At 66.1% G+C, this 20,120-nt stretch carries 21 protein-coding genes; 14 read left to right on the forward strand and 7 right to left on the reverse strand.

Going from position 1 to position 20,120, the window contains the following annotated elements:
- Positions 1 to 172: 172 nt before the first annotated feature.
- Entirely contained in the window at positions 173 to 1,495 is a 1,323-nt protein-coding gene (gene hslU / locus VHC04_RS08550; RefSeq protein ID WP_325680044.1) for an ATP-dependent protease ATPase subunit HslU, read from the reverse strand.
- Positions 1,496 to 1,497: 2 nt separating this feature from the next.
- Positions 1,498 to 2,064, reverse strand: coding sequence for an ATP-dependent protease subunit HslV (gene hslV, locus VHC04_RS08555; protein ID WP_325680046.1), 567 nt, complete (start codon positions 2,062 to 2,064; stop codon positions 1,498 to 1,500).
- A 171-nt stretch (positions 2,065 to 2,235) separates the two neighbouring features.
- Between hslV and gshB the strand changes: the two genes are divergently transcribed.
- Positions 2,236 to 3,219, forward strand: a complete 984-nt coding sequence (gshB, locus tag VHC04_RS08560) for a glutathione synthase (protein ID WP_325680048.1) — start codon at positions 2,236 to 2,238, stop codon at positions 3,217 to 3,219.
- Positions 3,220 to 3,283: 64 nt separating this feature from the next.
- On the forward strand, positions 3,284 to 3,700 hold the full coding sequence (locus tag VHC04_RS08565) for a (R)-mandelonitrile lyase (RefSeq protein ID WP_325680051.1): 417 nt from the start codon (positions 3,284 to 3,286) through the stop codon (positions 3,698 to 3,700).
- Between the two features lie 97 nt (positions 3,701 to 3,797).
- Here the strand turns inward: VHC04_RS08565 and VHC04_RS08570 are convergent, their stop codons facing one another.
- Together VHC04_RS08570 and argC are read right to left on the reverse strand one after the other, a co-directional pair.
- Positions 3,798 to 4,343 (reverse strand): gamma carbonic anhydrase family protein, encoded by a 546-nt coding sequence (locus VHC04_RS08570; RefSeq protein WP_325680053.1) that lies wholly within the window; start codon positions 4,341 to 4,343, stop codon positions 3,798 to 3,800.
- 2 nt (positions 4,344 to 4,345) lie between these two features.
- Positions 4,346 to 5,293, reverse strand: coding sequence for an N-acetyl-gamma-glutamyl-phosphate reductase (gene argC, locus VHC04_RS08575; protein WP_325680055.1), 948 nt, complete (start codon positions 5,291 to 5,293; stop codon positions 4,346 to 4,348).
- Positions 5,294 to 5,669: 376 nt separating this feature from the next.
- Here argC and ykgO point away from each other — a divergent pair, with 376 nt between their 5' ends.
- Positions 5,670 to 5,795, forward strand: a complete 126-nt coding sequence (ykgO, locus tag VHC04_RS08580; protein ID WP_158933077.1) for a type B 50S ribosomal protein L36 — start codon at positions 5,670 to 5,672, stop codon at positions 5,793 to 5,795.
- A gap of 31 nt (positions 5,796 to 5,826) precedes the next feature.
- On the opposite strand, the gene VHC04_RS08585 is transcribed toward ykgO, so the two are convergent.
- Entirely contained in the window at positions 5,827 to 6,942 is a 1,116-nt protein-coding gene (locus VHC04_RS08585) for a glycosyltransferase (protein WP_325680057.1), read from the reverse strand.
- Positions 6,943 to 7,035: 93 nt separating this feature from the next.
- Between VHC04_RS08585 and VHC04_RS08590 the strand changes: the two genes are divergently transcribed.
- From VHC04_RS08590 to VHC04_RS08620, 7 genes are all read left to right on the forward strand, one after another.
- Positions 7,036 to 8,127 carry a mandelate racemase/muconate lactonizing enzyme family protein gene (locus VHC04_RS08590; RefSeq protein ID WP_325680059.1) on the forward strand — a complete coding sequence of 364 codons (1,092 nt, stop codon included), beginning with the start codon at positions 7,036 to 7,038 and terminating at the stop codon, positions 8,125 to 8,127.
- Positions 8,128 to 8,166: 39 nt separating this feature from the next.
- Entirely contained in the window at positions 8,167 to 9,177 is a 1,011-nt protein-coding gene (locus VHC04_RS08595) for an ABC transporter substrate-binding protein (RefSeq protein WP_325680061.1), read from the forward strand.
- Positions 9,174 to 10,004 carry an ABC transporter ATP-binding protein gene (locus VHC04_RS08600; protein WP_325680063.1) on the forward strand — a complete coding sequence of 277 codons (831 nt, stop codon included), beginning with the start codon at positions 9,174 to 9,176 and terminating at the stop codon, positions 10,002 to 10,004. The genes VHC04_RS08595 and VHC04_RS08600 overlap by 4 nt, the downstream gene beginning before the upstream one ends.
- Positions 9,991 to 10,782 (forward strand): ABC transporter permease, encoded by a 792-nt coding sequence (locus tag VHC04_RS08605; RefSeq protein WP_325680065.1) that lies wholly within the window; start codon positions 9,991 to 9,993, stop codon positions 10,780 to 10,782. The genes VHC04_RS08600 and VHC04_RS08605 overlap by 14 nt, the downstream gene beginning before the upstream one ends.
- 173 nt (positions 10,783 to 10,955) lie before the next feature.
- Positions 10,956 to 11,972, forward strand: a complete 1,017-nt coding sequence (locus VHC04_RS08610) for a glycerophosphodiester phosphodiesterase family protein (RefSeq protein ID WP_325680067.1) — start codon at positions 10,956 to 10,958, stop codon at positions 11,970 to 11,972.
- A 409-nt stretch (positions 11,973 to 12,381) separates the two neighbouring features.
- Entirely contained in the window at positions 12,382 to 12,852 is a 471-nt protein-coding gene (locus VHC04_RS08615) for an OsmC family protein (protein ID WP_325680069.1), read from the forward strand.
- Between the two features lie 91 nt (positions 12,853 to 12,943).
- Entirely contained in the window at positions 12,944 to 13,705 is a 762-nt protein-coding gene (locus tag VHC04_RS08620) for a hypothetical protein (RefSeq protein ID WP_325680071.1), read from the forward strand.
- A 74-nt stretch (positions 13,706 to 13,779) separates the two neighbouring features.
- On the opposite strand, the gene VHC04_RS08625 is transcribed toward VHC04_RS08620, so the two are convergent.
- Positions 13,780 to 14,736: a hypothetical protein gene (locus VHC04_RS08625; protein ID WP_325680073.1), complete on the reverse strand. Its 957-nt coding sequence runs from the start codon at positions 14,734 to 14,736 to the stop codon at positions 13,780 to 13,782.
- 132 nt (positions 14,737 to 14,868) lie between these two features.
- Here VHC04_RS08625 and radA point away from each other — a divergent pair, with 132 nt between their 5' ends.
- From radA to VHC04_RS08645, 4 genes are read left to right on the forward strand one after another with little or no spacing between them, the layout of a single operon-like run.
- On the forward strand, positions 14,869 to 16,266 hold the full coding sequence (gene radA / locus VHC04_RS08630; RefSeq protein ID WP_325680076.1) for a DNA repair protein RadA: 1,398 nt from the start codon (positions 14,869 to 14,871) through the stop codon (positions 16,264 to 16,266).
- Positions 16,267 to 16,326: 60 nt separating this feature from the next.
- A complete protein-coding gene (locus VHC04_RS08635; RefSeq protein ID WP_325680078.1) occupies positions 16,327 to 16,905 on the forward strand; it encodes a CvpA family protein in 579 nt (192 codons plus the stop codon).
- A gap of 10 nt (positions 16,906 to 16,915) precedes the next feature.
- Entirely contained in the window at positions 16,916 to 18,382 is a 1,467-nt protein-coding gene (gene purF / locus VHC04_RS08640; protein ID WP_325680080.1) for an amidophosphoribosyltransferase, read from the forward strand.
- Complete coding sequence (locus VHC04_RS08645) at positions 18,382 to 19,092, forward strand: SDR family NAD(P)-dependent oxidoreductase (RefSeq protein ID WP_325680082.1); 711 nt, start codon at positions 18,382 to 18,384, stop codon at positions 19,090 to 19,092. Before purF ends, VHC04_RS08645 begins: the two co-directional genes overlap by 1 nt.
- A gap of 742 nt (positions 19,093 to 19,834) precedes the next feature.
- Here the strand turns inward: VHC04_RS08645 and VHC04_RS08650 are convergent.
- Positions 19,835 to 20,119, reverse strand: a complete 285-nt coding sequence (locus VHC04_RS08650; protein ID WP_325680084.1) for a hypothetical protein — start codon at positions 20,117 to 20,119, stop codon at positions 19,835 to 19,837.
- Position 20,120 lies beyond the last annotated feature (1 nt).

Consider the following 20,120-nt stretch of genomic DNA (forward strand, 5'->3'; position numbering starts at 1 on the left):
CTCGTCGCATGGTCTGACCTGTCTCGCCGGGGGCACGCGGCATCACCATGTCGTGTGCATGTCGTAACCCGGGGGAAGGCGCAAGGTCGCGGGCAATGCCAAATTCGTGATCGGCATCACGAAACGGTGCGTCGCGTCGGTCGGGCGCGGCGCACCGCCGGGAAGGCTGCCGCTACAGGATGAATCGGCTCAGGTCGCCCTTCTGCGCCAGTGGCGCTACCCGATCATTCACATAAGCCGCATCAACCGTGATCGCTTCGCCGGACCGATCTGTCGCAGTGAAGCTGATCTCCTCCAGCAGTCGCTCCAGCACCGTGTGAAGGCGCCGAGCGCCGATGTTCTCGATCCGCTCATTGATGTCGGCGGCGAGCCGGGCCAAGGCATCGACAGCGCTATCGTCGAAGACGAGGTCGACATTCTCGGTCTTCATCAGCGCCGCGTACTGCTTCAGCAACGAGTGCTCCGGTTCGACCAGGATACGCCGCAGGTCGTCGCGGCTCAGCGGTGCGAGCTCGACGCGGATCGGCAACCGACCCTGCAGCTCCGGCAGCAGGTCCGCCGGCTTCGCCAGATGGAAGGCTCCCGAGGCGATAAACAGGATATGGTCTGTCTTCACCAGGCCGTACTTGGTGTTGACCGTGGTACCTTCGATCAACGGCAGCAGGTCACGCTGCACGCCTTCGCGCGACACATCACCGCCGCGGAACCCTCCCTCGGAGCTGCGGGCGCAGATCTTGTCGATCTCATCCAGGAAGACGATGCCGTTGTTCTCGGCATGCGCGACCGCGTCGCGCGTGAGCTGTTCGTTGTCCAGCAGCCGGTCGGCTTCCTCGGCTTCCAGGACGCGTCGAGCGGACTCGACGGTCATGCGCCGCTTCTGCGGGGGACGGCCGCCCATCATGCCCTTCATCATTTCCGACAGGTTGATCACCTGCCCAGGCGGCATGCCGGGGATATCCAGCTGGCCGATCGGGTTGGTACCCGGATCGGTGACCGCGACTTCGATCTCCTTCTGCTCGAACTCGCCATTGTGCAGCATGCGGCGGAACTTGTTGCGTGTGTCGGCCGCTGCCTCGGCGCCGACCAGCGCGTCCAGCAGTCGCTCCTCGGTAGCGGTCTCGGCGGCAGCCTGGACCTGCTTGCGGCTGGCGTCGCGCAGCAGGTTCAGGCTGGCATCCACCAGGTCGCGGACGATGCTTTCCACGTCGCGGCCAACATAGCCGACCTCGGTGAATTTCGTGGCCTCGACCTTCAGGAATGGTGCCTGCGCCAGCTTTGCCAGCCGGCGCGCGATCTCGGTCTTACCGCAGCCGGTGGGACCGATCATCAGGATGTTCTTGGGAACAACTTCCTCGCGCATGCCTTCCGGCAGCTGCTGGCGCCGCCAACGGTTGCGCAGCGCGATCGCCACCGCGCGCTTGGCGTCGGACTGCCCGACGATGAAACGGTCGAGCTCCGATACGATCTCGCGTGGGGAGTAGGTGGGGACGTCCATATTCAGATCGACTCGATGATGATGTTGCCGTTGGTGTAGACGCAGATGTCGGCGGCGATCCGCATCGCCCGCCGGGCAATCTCCTCGGCCGTTAGGCCAGGGACCTCGATCAGCGCCCGCGCGGCTGACAAGGCGTAGTTGCCGCCCGATCCGATCGCAATCACCCCATCCTCGGGCTCCAGCACGTCGCCGTTACCGGTCAGGGTGAAGCTACGGTCCTTGTCGGCCACCGCCATCATCGCTTCCAGCCGTCGCAAATAGCGGTCGGTCCGCCAGTCCTTCGCGAGCTCAACGCAGGCGCGTTCAAGCTGGTTCGGAAAGCGCTCCAGCTTGGCTTCCAGGCGCTCCAGCAGCGTGAAGGCGTCCGCGGTCGCGCCCGCGAACCCGGCCAGGACCGCGCCGCCGGCTCCGATGCGGCGCACCTTGCGCGCATTGCCCTTGACGATGGTCTGACCCATGGAAACCTGGCCGTCGCCGGCCATTGTCACGTGACCATCCCGCCTGACGCACAGGATGGTGGTGCCGTGCCACCCGATAGGGTCTGCTCCGGCTTGGTATGAGTTGTGCATGGCGCCTAGATGGCGAGCCTGCCGCGGCGGCGCAAGGCCCTCGAAAGCACCATGGGAAAGGTCCGATGGACGGCGTCCGCCCCGGTCAGCGTGCCGGCCGGGGGAAGCGGCTTTCCTCGGTCCCTGGGAAGCCGTAAGGAGGGCGAAACCCGGTTGGGAGAGGGATTGCGCATGACACGTCCGCTGAAGATCGCGGTGCAGATGGACCCGATCGAGAGCATCAACATCGACGCGGACTCGACGTTCGCCCTGATGCTGGAGGCGCAGGCCCGCGGTCACGCATTGTGGCATTACGAGGTTCGGCACATGGCACTGAAGGAGGGCCGTGCCACCGTCCACGGGGCTCGGACCGAACGACTGTTCGCGCGGGGGCACAAGGTGACGGTGGAACGCCGCCAGGGCGCGCACTACAGCTTCGGGCCCATGGAGACGCTGGACCTGGGCACGATGGATGTCGTGCTGATGCGCCAGGATCCGCCCTTCGACATGGCCTATATCACCGCCACCCATATGCTGGAGCACATCCAGCCGGGCACATTGGTGGTCAATGATCCGGCCGCGGTGCGCAACGCGCCGGAGAAGATCCTCGTTACCAAATTTCCGGATCTTATGCCGCCGACTATGATCACCTGGGACCTGGAGGCGATCCGCTCGTTCCGTCAGGAATACAAGGACATCATTGTCAAGCCGCTGTTCGGCAATGGCGGCGCGGGCGTGTTTCGCATCAAGCCCGACGATGAGAATCTGGCGGCCCTGCTGGAGATGCATTTTGCCCGCTCTCGCGAACCGCTGATGTTCCAGCGCTATGAACCCGCCGTGCGCAAGGGCGACAAGCGGATCATCCTGGTGGACGGTGAACCACTGGGCGCGATCAACCGCGTGCCCGCCGAAGGAGAGGCGCGATCCAACATGCATGTCGGCGGCCGACCCGAAAAGATCGGGCTGTCAGCCCGGGACCGCGAGATCTGCGCCGCTATCGGACCAACCCTGCGTGAGCAGGGCATGATCTTCGTCGGCATCGACGTGATAGGCGACTACCTGACCGAGATCAATGTCACCTCCCCAACCGGCCTGCAGGAAATCACCCGATTTGATGGCGTAAAGATCGAGCAGTCGATCTGGGACCGAATCGAGGAGCGGGCCGGCCGGAATTGACGGCCTGGCAGAGCGATGGAATCCTCCCTGACCTGGGTACAACCGTCAGGCCAAGGAGCGTTCCATGAAAATCCTGCGTTCATCCGCGCGGAAAACCAACGTTGCGCCGGCATCGAATTTCACCGGCACGGTGTTTTCAGATGAAATCGTCGCCGGGACCAGCCCGTCACGCATGCGTGCCTCGGTGGTGTCGTTTACCCCGGGTGCGCGGACGGCCTGGCACAGTCATCCCGTCGGCCAGACATTGTTCTGCCTGTCCGGCGCCGGGCGGGTGCAGCGGGAGGGAGAGCCGGTGCAGGAGATCCGCGCCGGGGATACGGTGATCATCCCGCCCGATGTCCGTCACTGGCACGGTGCCGCACCCGATAAGCTGTTCTCACACCTCGCCATGTCGGAGCTGAACGACAAAGGCGAGGGCACAGCATGGTTCGAGCATGTATCGGATGCCGACTATAATGCCAAGCCGGCACCGGTGACCTGACGGCCGGTAGGGTTCGCTCTGCGTTACGTGTCTGCAAGGCAGGAGGCAGGCAGGACCTGGTGATCGGCTGTCATTCGCCTGATGCGGAAGGACGTTGTCACACCGGCTTCAGGCCCCCCAGGAACTGCTTCGCCAGCGCCCGATAGACGATGGCATTGCGGTCGAAACGCCTGCGCTCCTCCGCATCCATCACGCGGCGCAGCTTCGCCGGTGAACCGGTCCACAATTCGTTCGGTCCGATCACCTTGCCCGGCGTCAGCAAGCCGCCAGCGCCCAGCATGCCACCTTCCTCGATCACCGCGCCGTCCAGCACCGTCGCGCTGATCCCGACGAAGGCACGGTTCTTCAGCGTGCAGCCGTGGATGACGGCGTTGTGGCCTATGGTGACGTCATCGCCGATCACCGTCGCCGCGCCGCCGGAGTCGACATGCACGACGACATTGTCCTGGATGTTGGTGCGCGCGCCGATACGAATGATGTTCATGTCGCCACGGATCAGCACGTGGAACCACACACCGGTCTCGGCGCCAATCGTCACGTCGCCGATCACCGCGGCGGTGGGCGCGATAAAGGCTGTCTCGTGGATCTGCGGTGCCACGCCATCCAGCGAGAACACCGTGCCCGGCGGCCAGTGCTTGGCCACGGCTAGGCCGTCGCCAGCGCGCGGGCGCCCACGCCTGTGCGCAGGCCCAGCATCAGTGCGATGTTCTGGACCGCGGCGCCCGAGGCACCCTTGCCCAGATTGTCCAGCCGCGCGACCAGGATCGCCTGCCGCCGGTTTTCGTTCGCCACCACATACAGCTCCAGCCGGTCGGTGTCGTTCAGCGCCTCCGGCTCCAGCTTGCCATCCGCCGGCGAGTCCACCACACGCACCAGGTCACACCCCTGATAATGCGCCGACAACGCCGCGCGGAGATCGGCGCCGGTCGGCTTGGCCGGCAGCGCGTCCAGGTGCAGCGGGATGGAGACCAGCATGCCCTGCCGATAGTGACCGACCGAAGGTACGAAAATCGGCCGCGTCGTCAGCCGGCCATATGTCTGCGTCTCGGGTACGTGCTTATGCTCGAGCCCCAGCCCGTATAGCTCGAAAGCCGGTCCGCCGGTCGCTTCATGCGCCTGGATCATCGCCTTGCCGCCGCCCGAGTAGCCTGACACGGCGTTGATGGTGATGGGATGGTCCGGCGGGATCAGCCCGGCATCGACCAGCGGCCGGATCAGTCCGATCCCGCCGGTGGGATAGCAGCCCGGATTGGCGACCCGCCGCGCGGCGGCGATACGGTCGGCCTGGCCGGGGACCATTTCGGCGAAGCCATAGACCCAGCCCGGATCGACGCGATGCGCTGTGGACGCATCCAGCACCTTTGGGGCCGCGTTGCCGAGTGAGGCGGCCATGGCGGCGGACTCCTTCGCCGCATCATCAGGCAGGCACAGCACGACCAGGTCGACATCGGCCATGATCTCCCGCCGAGCGGCTGGATCCCGTCGGCGGTCGGCCGGCAGACTCCTGAGCGTGACGTCGCGCAGTGCGCCCAGACGCTCCCGGATGCCCAGGCCCGTGGTGCCGGATTCGCCGTCGATGAAGACCGTTGCCATTGTCCCGCGTTGCTCCTGTCAGCCTGCGCACCGTTGCGGGGACGCGGAGGAAATGCAAGAGGTGCGCGCGATCAGGAGCGTCTTACCTGGATCGGGACACCGGCACGGCGGGTGTCGCTGCCGCGCGCGATTCCAGGGCCGGATGCACGGCGACCGGGACGCGTGGCGCCAGCAGCGGCCGGCGGAAAGGTACGTGGGATCGGCGCGGTCGTGATGCCGCGAGCGACGCGTCGCATAGGCCCGTCGGCAGCAATCGTCTCGGCCGTGCTTTCGTCATCCCGCTGTTCAGCTTGACATCCTGTTGTCCCACCACTACCTAGCGCGCCTTCACGCGCGCCCGATCGGGCGGCCCAACCAGGATAGCGAAGCCCGCGTCATGAGAGTCCGTAACAGCCTGCGCTCCGCCAAGGTGCGCGACAAGAACTGCCGCGTGGTGCGTCGCCGCGGGCGGGTCTACGTCATCAACAAGAAGAACCCCCGGATGAAGTGCCGGCAGGGCTGATTCCGCCTGGGCGGTCGTTGGCGACCGTCCGCTAACCAGCCCCCTGGCCGGCGGCTACCGCCAGCAGCACGTCTTCCAGCATCTTCGATTGCAGCGATGCGTTCAGGTTGGTCGCGACCGCCTGGAACGCGGCGGCGCCCAACCGTGCCTGCAGCGCCGTATCCACGTCCAGTGACCGCATCGCGGCGGCCAGGGCCGCGGCATTCCCTGGTGGCACCAGCAGCCCGGTCTCGGCGGACCGCACCGCCTCGGCGATTCCTCCCTGATCCGATCCGATCACCGGACAGGCCTGCGCCATGGCTTCGGGAATGACACTCGGCAGCCCTTCGGCGTCCCCATCAGCCGCGATCACACTGGGCACCAGCAGTGACACGGCCGAAGCCAGATGCGGTTGAACCGCCTCGGGTGCCAGCCAGCCGGTCAGGGTAATGCCGGGCACGTCCCGAGCGAGTGACTCCAGGGCGGGGCGCAGCGGGCCATCGCCTATGCAGACCAGTGGAGTGGCATCGCCCTCGGCGCGCAGGAGACGCATCGCGTCGGCCAGGACAACGATCCCCTTCTTCTCCACGAACCGGCCAACGAACACATGCGCGGTGCGTGGGACAGGTGGCGGCGGTCGGGCAGGGACCTCCACACCGATCGGCAGCACCATGATCTTGCTTGCCGGCACGCCGCGGGCCAATGCGGCCTCGGCCACCGCGCGAGAGACGCAGACGAACCATGCCGCGTGCCGGGTCAGCGCCGGCCAACGCCGGGACAGCACCGTGTTGCGCCAGTTCTTGCGCTTGCTGACATCGCCGCCATGCAGCGTCACCACGAGGCCGGCGCCAAGGGTCCGGGCCAGCGGCAGGGCCAGCGCTCCGCCGCGGGCGAACTGCGCGTGCACCACCGGCGCCAATCCGCGCACCGGGATCGGCGGCGGCACGCCCAGGTGCCGGAACAGCAATCGGCGCAGCGCGCCGGTCGGACCATCGCCGCCCAGCCGCAGCATCGAACCGCCGATGGCGGGCGCATCCGGCAACAAGGTGCGCCCCGTCCATATCGGCCGCAGTCGCGTAAACCCGACATATTGCCGGCGCAGGAACGACAGCTCGGATGGCGCCCCGATCCGGTCGCGATACACTAGGAAAGGGAAGGGTGCGTCCATGCGGTCCGGCGCTGTGGCACCTCCCGTCCCGCTTGGCAAGCATCCACACCCGGCGCAGTTTGCCGGACGGATCAACCGGAGGAAACAGGACCGATGCGTATCGCCAGCCTGGACACCGCGCTGTACCGCATCGAATTGCCGGTGCCGCTATCCGACTCGACCCACGGCACGATGACCCATTTCGAGCTGGTGACGGTTCGCCTGCGCGACGCGGAGGGGGCCGAGGGTGTCGGCTACACCTACACGACGGGTGCCGGCGGTGCGGCGGTGCACGCGCTGATCGATGAGGCACTCCGGCATGTGTTGATCGGCGCCGAGGCCGACCGGATCGAGGCGCTGTGGCAGCGCATGTGGTGGAAGCTGCATTATGGCGGCCGCGGCGGATCGGTGAGTCTGGCTGTCTCGGCGGCCGACATTGCGCTGCACGACCTGCGCACGCGCAGGTTGAACCAGCCGCTCTGGCGCGCGCTGGGTGGCTATGACCCGTCCGTGCCCTGCTATGCCGGCGGTGTGGACCTGGAATTCACGCTCAACGCGCTGCTGAGGCAGACCGACGACAATCTCGCCAAAGGGTTCCGGGCGATCAAGATGAAGGTGGGCCGGGCGCGTCTGTCCGAGGATCGGGAGCGGGTGCGTGCGATGCGCGCCCATCTGGGCGACGATTTTCCCCTCATGGCCGATGCAAATATGCGCTGGACCGTCGATCAATCGATCGCCGCCGCGCGCGCCTTTCGCGACTTCAACCTGACGTGGCTGGAGGAGCCAACCATTCCCGACGATGTCGTCGGCCATGCCCGCATCGTGCGGGAGGGCGGCGTACCGATCGCGACGGGCGAGAACCTGCATACGCTGCACGAATTCACCCAGATGATCAGCGCCGGCGGCGTAACCTTCCCCGAACCGGACGTGACCAATTGCGGCGGCATCACCGTGTTCATGAAGGTCGCGCACCTTGCCGAGGCATTCAACCTGCCGCTGACATCGCACGGCGCGCACGACTTGACGGTGCATCTGCTCGCTGCCGTGCCGAACCGCTCCTATCTGGAGGTGCATGGCTTCGGCTTGGACCGCTACATCGCCCAGCCGATGGAGATTCACGAGGGCACTGCCATCGCTCCCGATGACCGCCCCGGCCACGGGATCACGTTTGACTGGGCAGGGCTGGAAAAGAGCCGGGAGCGCTGATCTGGTGACCGTCGGGCGCAGCGTGTATCACTCCGGCTCATGATGAAGACGCTGCTGGGCACTGTCCTTTTCACGCTCCTGCTCGCCCTGTCTCCCGCGCGGGCGAACGACGCGCTCCGCCTCGGCCTGTTGCACACGCTGTCGCCGGCGCCCTTCTACATCGCCCAGGAGCGCGGTTATTTCGGCGACGCGGGTATCGACGTAACCTTCCGCTTTTTCGAGGCAGCACAGCCGATTGCCGCGGCCGCGGTGTCCGGCGACATCGATGTCGGCGTCACCGCCCTGACCGGCGGCTTCTTCAATCTGGCTGAGAAGGGCACGCTGAAGGTCATCGCCGGAGGGCTGCATGAGGAAAAGGGCTATGCGGGGTCAGCCTTGCTGGTTTCCAACGCCGCCTACGATGCCGGCCTGACCGACCCGTCCAGGCTGCCAGGCCATAGCGTCGCGATCACCCAGTACGGGTCCTCCTTCCACTACATGCTGGGCCGCATCGCCGATGCCAAAGGGTTCGACATCAAGACCCTGACTCTACGGCCAGTGCAGCAGATCTCGAACATGGTCGCCGCGGTGACCTCGGGGCAGGCGGATGCGACGATCGCCATCGCCTCCATGGCCAAACCGCTGGATGCCGCGAAGCAGGCGCATATCATCGCCTGGGTCGGTGACATCGTGCCGTATCAGATCACCGCCGTGTTCACGACGCCGGCGCTGCTGGACGCCAAGCCGGATCTGATCAAGCGCTTTCTGACCGCCTACCGGCGCGGCGTGGCGGACTATCGGGAGGCCTTCCTGCGCAAGGACACGGGCGGCCACCCGGTCGTTGACGGCAAGACCGATGCGGTGATTGCGCTGCTGGAGAGATACGTGTTCACCGGCGATCCGAAGGCGCGGGACAAGATCCTGGCGGGTGTCGGCTATTACGACCCCGATGCGACGCTGGATGTGACGGATGTCCTGGCGCAGATCGGCTGGTTTCGCCAGCAGGGGTTGGTGAAGGGCGATTCCGATCCGAAACTGGTGGTGGACACGCGATTCAACCCGACACGATGAGCCTGGGGGCTCGGGACACGATGGCCGCGGCATCCCGCGATATGGCCGGCGCGGGCTTGCGGCTGGCGGTGGAGGCGGTCAGCCACGCCTATGGCGCGCTGCCGGCGCTGGATGCGATCACTCTGACTGCCGAACCGGGCGAGGTGATGGTGCTGGTCGGTCCTTCGGGCTGCGGCAAATCGACGCTGCTGGGCATCATGGGCGGGCTGCTGACCCCCGATATGGGATCGGTCCGCTGCGCCGGTGCCATCTCGGCCGACTGCCTGAACCCGCTGACCTATGTGTTCCAGGATTTCTCCCTGCTGCCCTGGCGCACGGTCGCCGGCAACGTCGCCCTGGTGCTGGAAGGCCGTCTCCCCCGGTCGGCCGTCGCCGATCGCGTCACCCAGGTGTTGACCCTGACCGGCCTGTCGGATTTCGCCCAGGCATTGCCCAGGCAGCTCTCGGGCGGCATGCGGCAGCGTGTCGGCATCGCCAGGGCGCTGGCCGTGCGTCCCGCCTGCCTGCTGCTGGATGAGCCGCTTTCGGCGCTGGACGCCCAGACGCGTGACCTTCTGCTGGAGGAATTGGCCCGCATCATCCTGACCGCCGGCACCACCACCATCTATGTCACCCACAACCTGGCCGAGGCGGTGCGACTGGGGCATCAGATCGTCGTGCTATCGCGCCGGCCGGGTCGGGTGCGCGACATCATCCGCGTGGAGCGGCCCCTGGACCAGCGTGCCGCCGCGGATCCGGATCTGCTGGCGATCGAGCAGCGGGTCTGGCGCATGATCCGCGACGATGCGGCCGAAGCGGATCGGGAGCGCTTGCATGCCCCGTCTTGACGGCCGGGTTCCATTCCGCGGCGGTGGTTTCGCGCCGAAGGACAGCGCGTGGACCGCCGCGACGACCCTGATCGGATTGATCGCGCTGTGGCAGGCGGCGGCTTCGGCGGGACTGATCCGGACGCTGTTCCTCCCGGCGCCGCTCGCGATCGGCAAGGCATTATGGTCGCTGACGGTCAGCGGGGTGCTTTGGCAGAATCTCTCGGTGTCGCTGGTCCGTCTGGGCATCGGCTGGATCGCAGGCACTGTGCTGGGGATCGGTATGGGACTGGCGGTCGGCCTGTTCTCCGCCACGCGTTCGCCGGTCATGGCGGTGGTGGCGGCGCTGTTCCCGATTCCGAAGATCGCCCTGGTGCCGCTGTTCATCATCTGGTTCGGCATCGGCGAGGGCTCGAAGATCGTCACCCTGGCCGCCGGCGTGTTCTTCCCCACCGTGATCGCCACCGCCGGTGGCGTGGACAATGTGCCGCGCGGGCTGATCCGCATGGGTCAGAGTTTCGGCCTGTCGCAGGCGGCGATCATCCGCAAGATCGTGCTGCCCGCCGCGCTGCCGGCGATCCTCAGCGGCTTCCGGGTCACCGCCTCCATTGCCATCGTGCTGCTGGTCGCCGCCGAAATGATCGGGGCCGAGAAGGGCATCGGCGCCTTCGTGCTTCAGGCTGGCAACCTGTACGATACCGACAACCTGCTGGCCGGCATCGTCGTGCTGTCGCTGCTGGGTCTGCTGGTGTCCTGGGTGATCGGTCGGCTGGAACGGGCACTGCTGAACTGGCGGTAGGCCGGGCCTGCCGCTGCATCCGGGTGGGCCGCCCGGCAGTTTGATGTGTGACAAAATGTAAATATATCGTAACGGAACCGTCGCGGAATCGGGCATGTGCGCGTGCCCTCCCTCTGATATCCGGCCGATAGCCTGTCTATCTTCGGACATGGGACCGATGCGGAGATCATACGATGCGCCTTTCGATCAGCCTGGCCGCGCTTGCCACCGTACTGGCGGCCACCTCCGACCCGGCGCTGGCGGTGCCCAGCACGTTGACTGGCGCATTGCCGCTGGTGATCAATCATCGTGGTGCCAGTGGCTACCTTCCGGAAGAAACCGTGCAGGCCTATCAACTATCGGTGCAGCAGGGAGCCGATTTCCTGGAAGGGGATGTCTATATTACAGCCGATGGTGTCGCTGTGATGCTGCATGATGGTACGTTGAACGCCACTACGAACGTGGTTCAGTATGCCGCGACGCATCCCGAGATTGCGGCGCTGAAATCGGCGAACGGTTCCTATGACGTGACGAAATTCACCTATGCCCAGTTGATGGAGTTGACAGGAACATTCCGTAATACCAACGGGTATGGTACGGACCGTACCTATTATGACCCGTCCGTGCACTATCAGATTGCGACCTTGAGCCAGGTGGCGGACATCGCTTATGAAAATTACCTCGCGACCGGGACCAAGACGGGCATCTATCCCGAAGCAAAGCAGAGTGGCCTGGGCGTTGCCGATGCTATCCTGTCCGTACTGAACGACCCGAAATACAACGGCTATTTCAGCAGCAGCAACGGCACCGCGATCCTGCAGTCCTTTGATCAGAGCCAGGTTGCCTACATGAGCAGCCTGACCGATATTCCGGTGACCTATTTGGGCGTCTGCCCGAGCACGGCCGCCCAGGCGGCACAGATTGCCACGTTTGCGGATGGAGTGGGCCCTTCGACCAGCCAGACCGATGCGAATTGTGTCGCCCTTGCACATGCTGCCGGCCTGTTCGTCGATCCGTATACATTCCTGTATGCCGAAAGCACGTACGTCACCTATTACAACATGGGAGTCGACGGTGTGTTCACGAACTTCGCGCCGATCGCCGAGGCGGTGCGCGATCAGGTGTTCGCCGCACCGGAGCCTGCGAGCCTGGCGGTCCTCGGTCTTGGCGTTGCCAGCCTGCTGCCGCTGCGTCGCCGCGGCCGGGGCTGAAGCAGTCATCGGAGCTTCAAAAAATGCCAGCGATCCACCATCCGGGCTGAGGATCGTTCCGCCGGCGTCCCTCTCTCGGCCGCCGGCGGCCGGCTTGCATCCCGGGCCGCTTCATGAGCAGCATCCGACATGGCTGCCAGATGCCATCGACAATCGCGCCCACCCTGATGCGCCGGTTGCCATGCGACGACATCGAGATGCCGCATGGAGAGGCCGCGCAGGTTGCCGGCCCGTCTCCCTCGGCGCACCGGCCGGATCGCTGGTCGTGGCGGCAGAACCCGGGCTGGCTGGCATGTTGTCGCAGTGTTCACGGGTGATGCGGATGGGCAGGGAAGACAACGTCAGGGGAAACAACGTGGCGACGACGACGGACGGTGGCTTCTTCATTCCGATGGTCCGGGTGGCGTGAATGGCCGGCCGCACCCACACCTATCACACGCACCTGGCCTGGACCGGCGCCGCGGCCGGATTGCCGTTTCGCAACCACCGTCGCGACTATCGCATCACCGCACCCGGCAAGCCGCCTCTGGAAGGTTCCTGCGACCCCGTCTTTCGCGGAGACCCGTCTCGCTGGAACCCCGAGGACCTGCTGGTCGCCTCGCTGTCCGCCTGCCATCAACTCTGGTACCTGGGCCTGTGCGCCGCGGCCGGCATCGAGGTGCTGGCCTATGAGGACGTCGCGGAAGGCACCATGGTCGAGGAAAGCGCGGGCGGTGCCGGCCAGTTCGCCGCCGTGGTGCTGCGTCCGCGCGTGACGGTGGCGAACGAGGCCGATATCCCGCGCGCCATGGCACTGCATAAGGACGCGCATGATCGCTGCTTCATCGCGCGGTCCGTGAATTTTCCGGTGTCGCACGAGCCCCAAGTCTGCGTGGGCTGATCAGCCTTGTTATGGGCCATATTATGGGCCGTGCGCGATCGGCTGGGTGTGATTCACCGGGCGTTAATCTCGCGGCGCTATGCACCGGGGTATGCGCTGCCTCGTCGGCTTCTTTGGCATCACGCGGTCCCTGCCGCACACGATCGGGTCGATCCGGACGCATGTGCTGGCGCCGTTGCGGGCATCGGGGATCGCCGTGGCGACCGCCGGTCATTTCAATCTGCCGGGTACATGGACCAATCCCCGGTCCGGAGAAGTCGGGATCACTCCGGACCGCTGCGACGCCGCCCTGCTGGATCTGGACGTTTGCCAGGTGGAACCGCAGTCCGATGCGATGATCGCTGACGAACTGGCGGCGATCCGAGCGGTGCCCGATCCATATGGCGACGGCTATCGCAGCCTGACCAATCTTTGCCACCAGCTGCGCAGCCTGAATCGGCTGTGGTCCCTGTTGCGCCTGTTCGGTCCGGGGCCTGGCGACCTCGTGCTGCTGCTGCGCCCGGACCTGCTTTATCTTGACCGGCTGGAGCCGGCGCGCGACCTGGGATTGCTGACCGCGGGCAAGGCCGACCTGATCGTGCCGGCATGGCAAAGCTGGGGCGGGCTGAATGACCGCTTCGCGTTCTGCACCGTGCGCACCGCCCGCGCTTACGCCACCCGTCTGCGCCTGCTTTCCGAGGCATGCCAGGTGCTTGGCGGGATGCACCCTGAAATCTTCTTGAGGGTCATCGCCGCCTGGCATGGAATGCGCGTCGGACTGACGGAGCTTCGGGCAGTGCGGGTGAGGGGAGACGGGCGGGTGGCGCCGAACGACCGGTCCATGTTGTCTGCCGCGGCGGATGTCGTTGCGTAGCCGCGTCGCCGTATACCGTCCCGCGGGCGTTCTCGCCGGCGTTCTCCCCGGTGTTCTCCAAGGCAGCTTCCGCGTTATCGCACCGCACCAAAAAGATAGGCGCTGTCCTTTGGTTCCAGGCGCGAGCGCGATGGATCAACCGGCAATTCCGTCCACTGCCATCGCTCGCCGGTTCGTTCTGTCAGGCCGTGGAAATAGGCGCGGTTGTCATTGTCTTCGAAGCGCGGCTGATAAGCCAGCAGGGCCAAGGCCGTGCCATGCCAGGCGAAAAACGGTTCGATGTCCTGGCGCACCGCCAACGGCATCTCGCTCATCGCCCAGGTCGACATCAGGCTGACGCGCGGCGGCTGCGTCCGATCCAGCGCGGCGCGGATCAGGTTCAGGTCCGAGCAGAGCCAGATGTGCGCCGACGCGTCGAACGATGCCTCGATACCGTGCAGGCCGAGGTAGTAGCGCTGTAGCGCCAGCACCGGTGGCAGGTCGAATATGACATACCGGCCGCGGAAGCCCAGGGCGTGGATCGTCCGACACATTGAGCCGAAACCGCCGCCGAACTCGATCACCCAGTCGGCGTCGAACAGGTCACATCCCATCCGTTGGCCAAACCGGTACAGATGTGCGGCGTGCTCTATCGCCATGGCGTTCGTCGAGAGCATGGGAGCGAAGGGGGGTGGATGGCCGTGCTGCCTGTGGCGCAATGCCGGTGCCCAGCGTGTCTTCCAGGCATCCGACCGTCGCAGCAGAGACAGCATGCGGAAGGTCACCGGTGCCGCTCCATGCACCATGGTCGCGCCAATCGGCGGCCAGCGCAGGAAATAGCGCGGATCCTGCGTGCGTGCCCGGTGGCTCAGATCCTGGCAGATATCCGCCCAGAAGGGCGAGGCGTCGCCATCCTCGGCACCGGCCTTGGCAAGATCGTCCACCAACCGGTCCGCCAACGCCGTCTGCTCCGGTGTCGCGGGCACCTTGCGCAGGTCCATCAATGTAGCCAGACCATCCTCGGTCCGGCGCAGGAAGCGTTGCAGGATCATCGCGTCGGTTCGGGCATGGTGGCCGCACTCTACCAAAGCGGCGGATCGTTTCTGAAGCGTGAAGTGCGCCCATGGTGTCGCGGCCGACGAATTTGCTTGGCCCGACGCGCCGGCCGGCGCCATCAAGCGGTCATGGCCAAACCCGTCTCCCGCTATGTCTGCCAGGCTTGCGGCGCCGTCACGTCCAAATGGGCCGGCCGCTGCGAGACCTGCGGCGAATGGAACACCATCCAGGAAGAAACCGTCGCCGCCCGCCCGGGGCCGGCGGCCAAATCCGCATCCGGCCGTCCGGTCGCCTTTGTCGGCTTGTCCGGAAGCGCCGAACCGCCGCCGCGCGCACCCACCGGCATCGCCGAACTGGACCGGGTGCTGGGTGGCGGGCTGGTGCCGGCTTCCGCCGTGTTGGTGGGCGGGGATCCCGGCATCGGCAAATCCACCCTGCTGCTGCAGGCCGCGGCTGCCCTTGCCAGAGCCGGCCGCCGGGTGCTGTACGTCACCGGCGAGGAATCGATCGACCAGATCCGCCTGCGCGCCCGCCGGCTGGGTGTTGCCGATAGCACCATCGAACTCGCCGCGGCGATCAACGTGCGCGATATCGGCGCGGCGCTGGAAAAGGCGGGCAACACCACGCTCGTGGTGATCGATTCGATCCAGACCATGTGGGTGGACGCGATCGACAGCGCACCCGGCACCGTCGCCCAGGTGCGCGCCAGCAGTTTCGAGTTGATCCGCCTGGCCAAGGCCGGCGCGTTCGCCCTGGTGCTGGTGGGCCATGTCACCAAGGATGGCGCCCTGGCCGGCCCGCGTGTGCTGGAGCACATGGTCGATGCGGTCCTGTATTTCGAGGGCGACCGGGGGCACCAGTTCCGAATCCTGCGTGCGGTAAAGAACCGCTTCGGCGCTACCGATGAGATCGGCGTGTTCGAGATGACGGAGTTGGGACTGGCCGAGGTCGCCAATCCCTCTGCCCTGTTCCTGGCCGAACGGCGCGGCAACATCGCCGGCAGCGCGGTGTTTGCCGGCCTGGAGGGTACGCGGCCGGTACTGATGGAGGTTCAGGCGCTGCTGGCGCCGAATCCCGGCGGCTCTCCACGCCGGTCGGTCGTGGGCTGGGACAGCGGCCGGCTGTCGATGCTGCTGGCGGTGCTGGAGTCGCGGGCTGGGCTGCGGCTGAACCAGACCGATGTCTACCTAAACATTGCCGGCGGGCTGAAAGTGAATGAACCCGCAGCCGATCTGGCCGTTGCCGCCGCCATTGCGTCTGCCGCGTTTGAGCAGTCGACCAGCCCCGGCATGGTGTTCTTCGGGGAAGTCGGCCTATCCGGCGAGGTCCGGCAGGTCGCGCAAGCCGAGGCTCGGCTGAAGGAAGCCGCCAAGCTTGGATTCGATGCCGCTACGCTGCCGCGCCGGCTGGCGCATGGGAATCGCCGCCTGCTTGCGCCGGATGGGCTGCAACTGTCCGAAATCGGCCACATCGCCGACCTTGTTGCGCGGTTTGCCCCCGCATCGGCACCGGAATCCGACAGGTAACGGCTTGGCGGCGGGGGCAAGACCGGTCAAAACCGCCGCGATGTCTCTGCTGGCGATGGAATGACCTGGGTTGATCTCGTAGTCATCGGGCTGTTGCTGCTGTCCGGCCTGTTGGCCTTTGTACGCGGTTTCGTGCGGGAAGTGCTGGGGATCGGCGCCTGGGCTGGTGCGCTGGCGGCCGGGCTATATGGTCTGCCCCTGATGCGCCCCTACGCCCAGCGCTATATTGCCACGCCGACCTATGCCGATGCCGCCGCCTTCCTGGCCACCTTCATCGTCAGCCTGATCGTGCTGATGATCATCGCCTGGATGATCGGCAGCCTCGTCCGCAATTCCGTCCTCGGGGGGGTTGACCGCACGTTGGGGCTGGTATTCGGCCTGGTACGGGGTGCGGTCATCGTCGTGATCGCCTATATCCTGGCCGGCATGGTGTTCCCGATCGACCGGTGGCCGCCTGTGGTGCTGGAGGCGCGCTCGATCGGCCCGGTTTATGAGGGGGCGGTCTGGGCGCGTGCGCAATTACCGGAGGAGTACCGGCCGCGCATCTACGCGCCGCCGTCGGTTACGCCGGGTCTCAATGACTTGATGCAGCCCGTTCCGCAGGGCAGGGCGACAGGGCAGCTTCCTGTCAGGGATTAGGAGTTCAGCGATGGCGTTCCATGCAGGCGGTGCCGAGGACGACTCGCTGCACGAAGAGTGCGGCGTTTTCGGTGTCTGGAATGTCCCTGACGCCGCGGCTGTCACCGCGCTGGGCCTGCACGCCCTGCAACATCGTGGACAGGAGGCGACAGGCATCGTCACCTTCGATGGCGCGCATTTCAACTCCCACCGCGGCACGGGGCTGGTTGGCGACAATTTCGGCGACCGGCGCATCATTGAGAAACTGCCCGGCAGCATCGCGATCGGCCACAACCGCTACGCCACCACGGGTGACACCATCCTGCGCAATGTGCAGCCGCTCTACGCCGATTTCGAATTCGGCGGCTTCGCTGTCGCCCATAACGGCAACCTGACGAATGCCCATATCCTGCGCCGGGCATTGGTGCGTCGCGGCTGCCTGTTCCAGTCCACGACGGACTCCGAGGTATTCATTCACCTGATCGCGATCAGCCTGTATTCCACCGTGGTGGACCGGCTGATCGACGCGCTGAAACAGGTGGTCGGTGCCTATTCGCTGGTCGCATTGTCGAACGAGGCGTTGCTGGGCGTGCGCGACCCGCTGGGCGTGCGGCCGCTGATTCTGGGCCGCATCGGCAATGAGGGCACCGGCGGCTGGGTTCTCGCGAGCGAGACCTGCGCACTGGACATCGTCGGTGCCGACTTCGTTCGCGATATCGAACCGGGCGAGATCGTCGTGATCAACGACCAGGGCGTCCACAGCATCAAGCCGTTCGGCAAGGCACGGGAACGGTTCTGCGTCTTCGAATACATCTACTTTGCCCGACCGGACTCGGTGATGGAGGGCACGCCGGTGTACGACGCACGCAAGCGGATCGGCGCGGAATTGGCCCAGGAGGCGCCGGTGATGGCGGACGTGATCGTGCCGGTACCGGATTCCGGCGTGCCGGCCGCGATGGGCTATGCGGCGCAGAGCGGCATTCCGTTCGAGCTGGGCATCATCCGCAATCATTATGTCGGACGCACCTTCATTGAGCCGACCGACCACATCCGACATCTGGGCGTAAAGCTGAAGCACTCGGCCAATCGGCCGGTGCTGCAGGGCAAGCGGGTCATCCTGGTGGATGACTCGATCGTGCGTGGCACCACCAGCAAGAAGATCGTCGAAATGGTGCGGCAGGCCGGCGCGCGGGAGGTGCATATGCGCATCTCCTCACCACCCACGACTCACTCCTGCTTCTATGGCATCGACACGCCGGAGCGGTCGAAGCTGCTGGCGGCAAGCCACAGCGTCGAGGAGATGGCCGACCTGATCGGCGCGGATAGTCTGGCCTTCATCTCGATCGAGGGGCTGTACCGAGCGCTGGGCAAGCCGGGGCGGGACGCGGCGGACCCATATTATTGCGACGCCTGCTTTACGGGTGATTATCCGATCGCTCTGCCCGACCAGCAGGATAACGCCGAACGCCAGCTGAGCCTGCTGACGGCGAACGACTGATGTCCGACAGGCTGGATGGCTGCATCGCGCTGGTCACCGGCGCGAGCCGGGGGTTGGGAGCCGCCGTGGCGGTGGAGCTTGGGCGGCTGGGCGCCCATGTCGTGCTGACCGCGCGTACCCAGGGCGGGCTGGAGGAAACGGACGATGCCGTGCGCGCCGCGGGGGGCCAGGCATCCCTGTTGCCAATGGATCTGATGGAGGCGGACCAGATCGATGCCATCGGGCCGTCGCTGTATCAGCGTTTCGGCCGGCTGGATGTGTTGATCCACAATGCCGCTGCGCTGGGGCGGCTGACGCCCGCATCCCATATCATGAACGATGACTGGGCCACGGTGCTGGGGGTCAACCTGAACGCGGGCCTGCGGCTGATCCGCACCTGCGATCCGTTGCTGCGCCGCGCACCGGCGGGCCGGGCGGTGTTCGTGACCGATGGTGTTGCGCGCCAGCCCTATGCCTATTGGGGCGCGATCGGCGCGGCCAAGGCAGCCATGGAAAATCTTGTCCTGTCCTGGGCGCATGAAATGGCGAATTCGCCGTTGCGTGTGAACCTGTTCGATCCGGGACCGATGCGCACGCGCATGCGCACCGCGGCGTTTCCGGGTGAGAATCCGGAGTCGGTGCCGCTGGCCGCTACGGTGGCACCGGTCCTGGCGGCGCTGTGCCTGCCGTCGGAGACGCGGACGGGAACGCTGGTGAAGGCAGCATCTTAGCCCGCCGAGGCGCCTGAAGCATGGAGGGTCGGCAGTGCGGCGGCTGATGCCGCCGTCATGCGTCGGCGAGCCTCGACGTGGCCGGCTTTACCGTGGCACCGCCGGCACAAATCCAGGCGGCTGTGCGTAGACAACCGGAGGCTGCGGCATCATGACTACCGGTGGCGGTGTCACAAAGACTGGTGCAGGCGGCACCAGTGCCGGCAGAAGGCCCAGTCCGAGCCAGGGAAGCGCGCCGGCCCAGCCCCATCCCCAGCCACAGCAGCCCCATCCGCCGGGCGGAGGTGGACCGCCCCATCCTGCTGGCGGACCGCGCCAGCCACCAGGCGGCGGTCCGCCGGCCCATCCGCCGCGAGGAGGTCCCCCACGCCAGCCGCCACCGCCGTGCCAGCCGCTACCACCTGGCGGGGATCCGCCACCGCCGTGCCAGCCCCCTCCACCACCCCCCGGACCACCTCCGGGTGGGCCGGCAAGAGCCGCCGGGTTGAGCAAAGCGGGAGCGGTGGCCAGTACGCAGCCAAAGGCGGCTGCCAGGCCAAAACGCGCAATCATACGGTGGCGGTAGAGGCGTCTCATGACACTGTCTCCTGCGTTGGAGACTAGCACTCATCGAGCGCAACCGAACCAAAATTATCGATGGTGCGCAGCCCGTATCTGAAATTTCTTTTGCTGGATCAATACCCTGGCATGCCGAGGCAACGCAGTGGGGCATTACGGCACATGTCCGTGTGCCGGCTGGCGATCACGACCGTTCCCAAGGAATGCCCATGATCGCTGCCCCGATCGCCACGGATCCGAACGTTACCACCATGCCGAAGGTCAGCAGGGCGAACGCGATCCAACCGCCTTCCGTGTGGATGACGAGGTCCCGCAAGCCACCCAGGTTGGTCGCGACCACGCCGCTGGCGGCGACGATACCGGCGATGCAGCCTGCCAGCAGGTGCGGCAGAACATAGCGAAAGATGTCGACACGCCAGAACGCGCCGACATCGTTCCATCCGGTCTTGTCGTCCCGACGAGGGTCCATG

The organism is Rhodopila sp. (genome assembly GCF_035548095.1).
Taxonomy (GTDB): domain Bacteria; phylum Pseudomonadota; class Alphaproteobacteria; order Acetobacterales; family Acetobacteraceae; genus Rhodopila.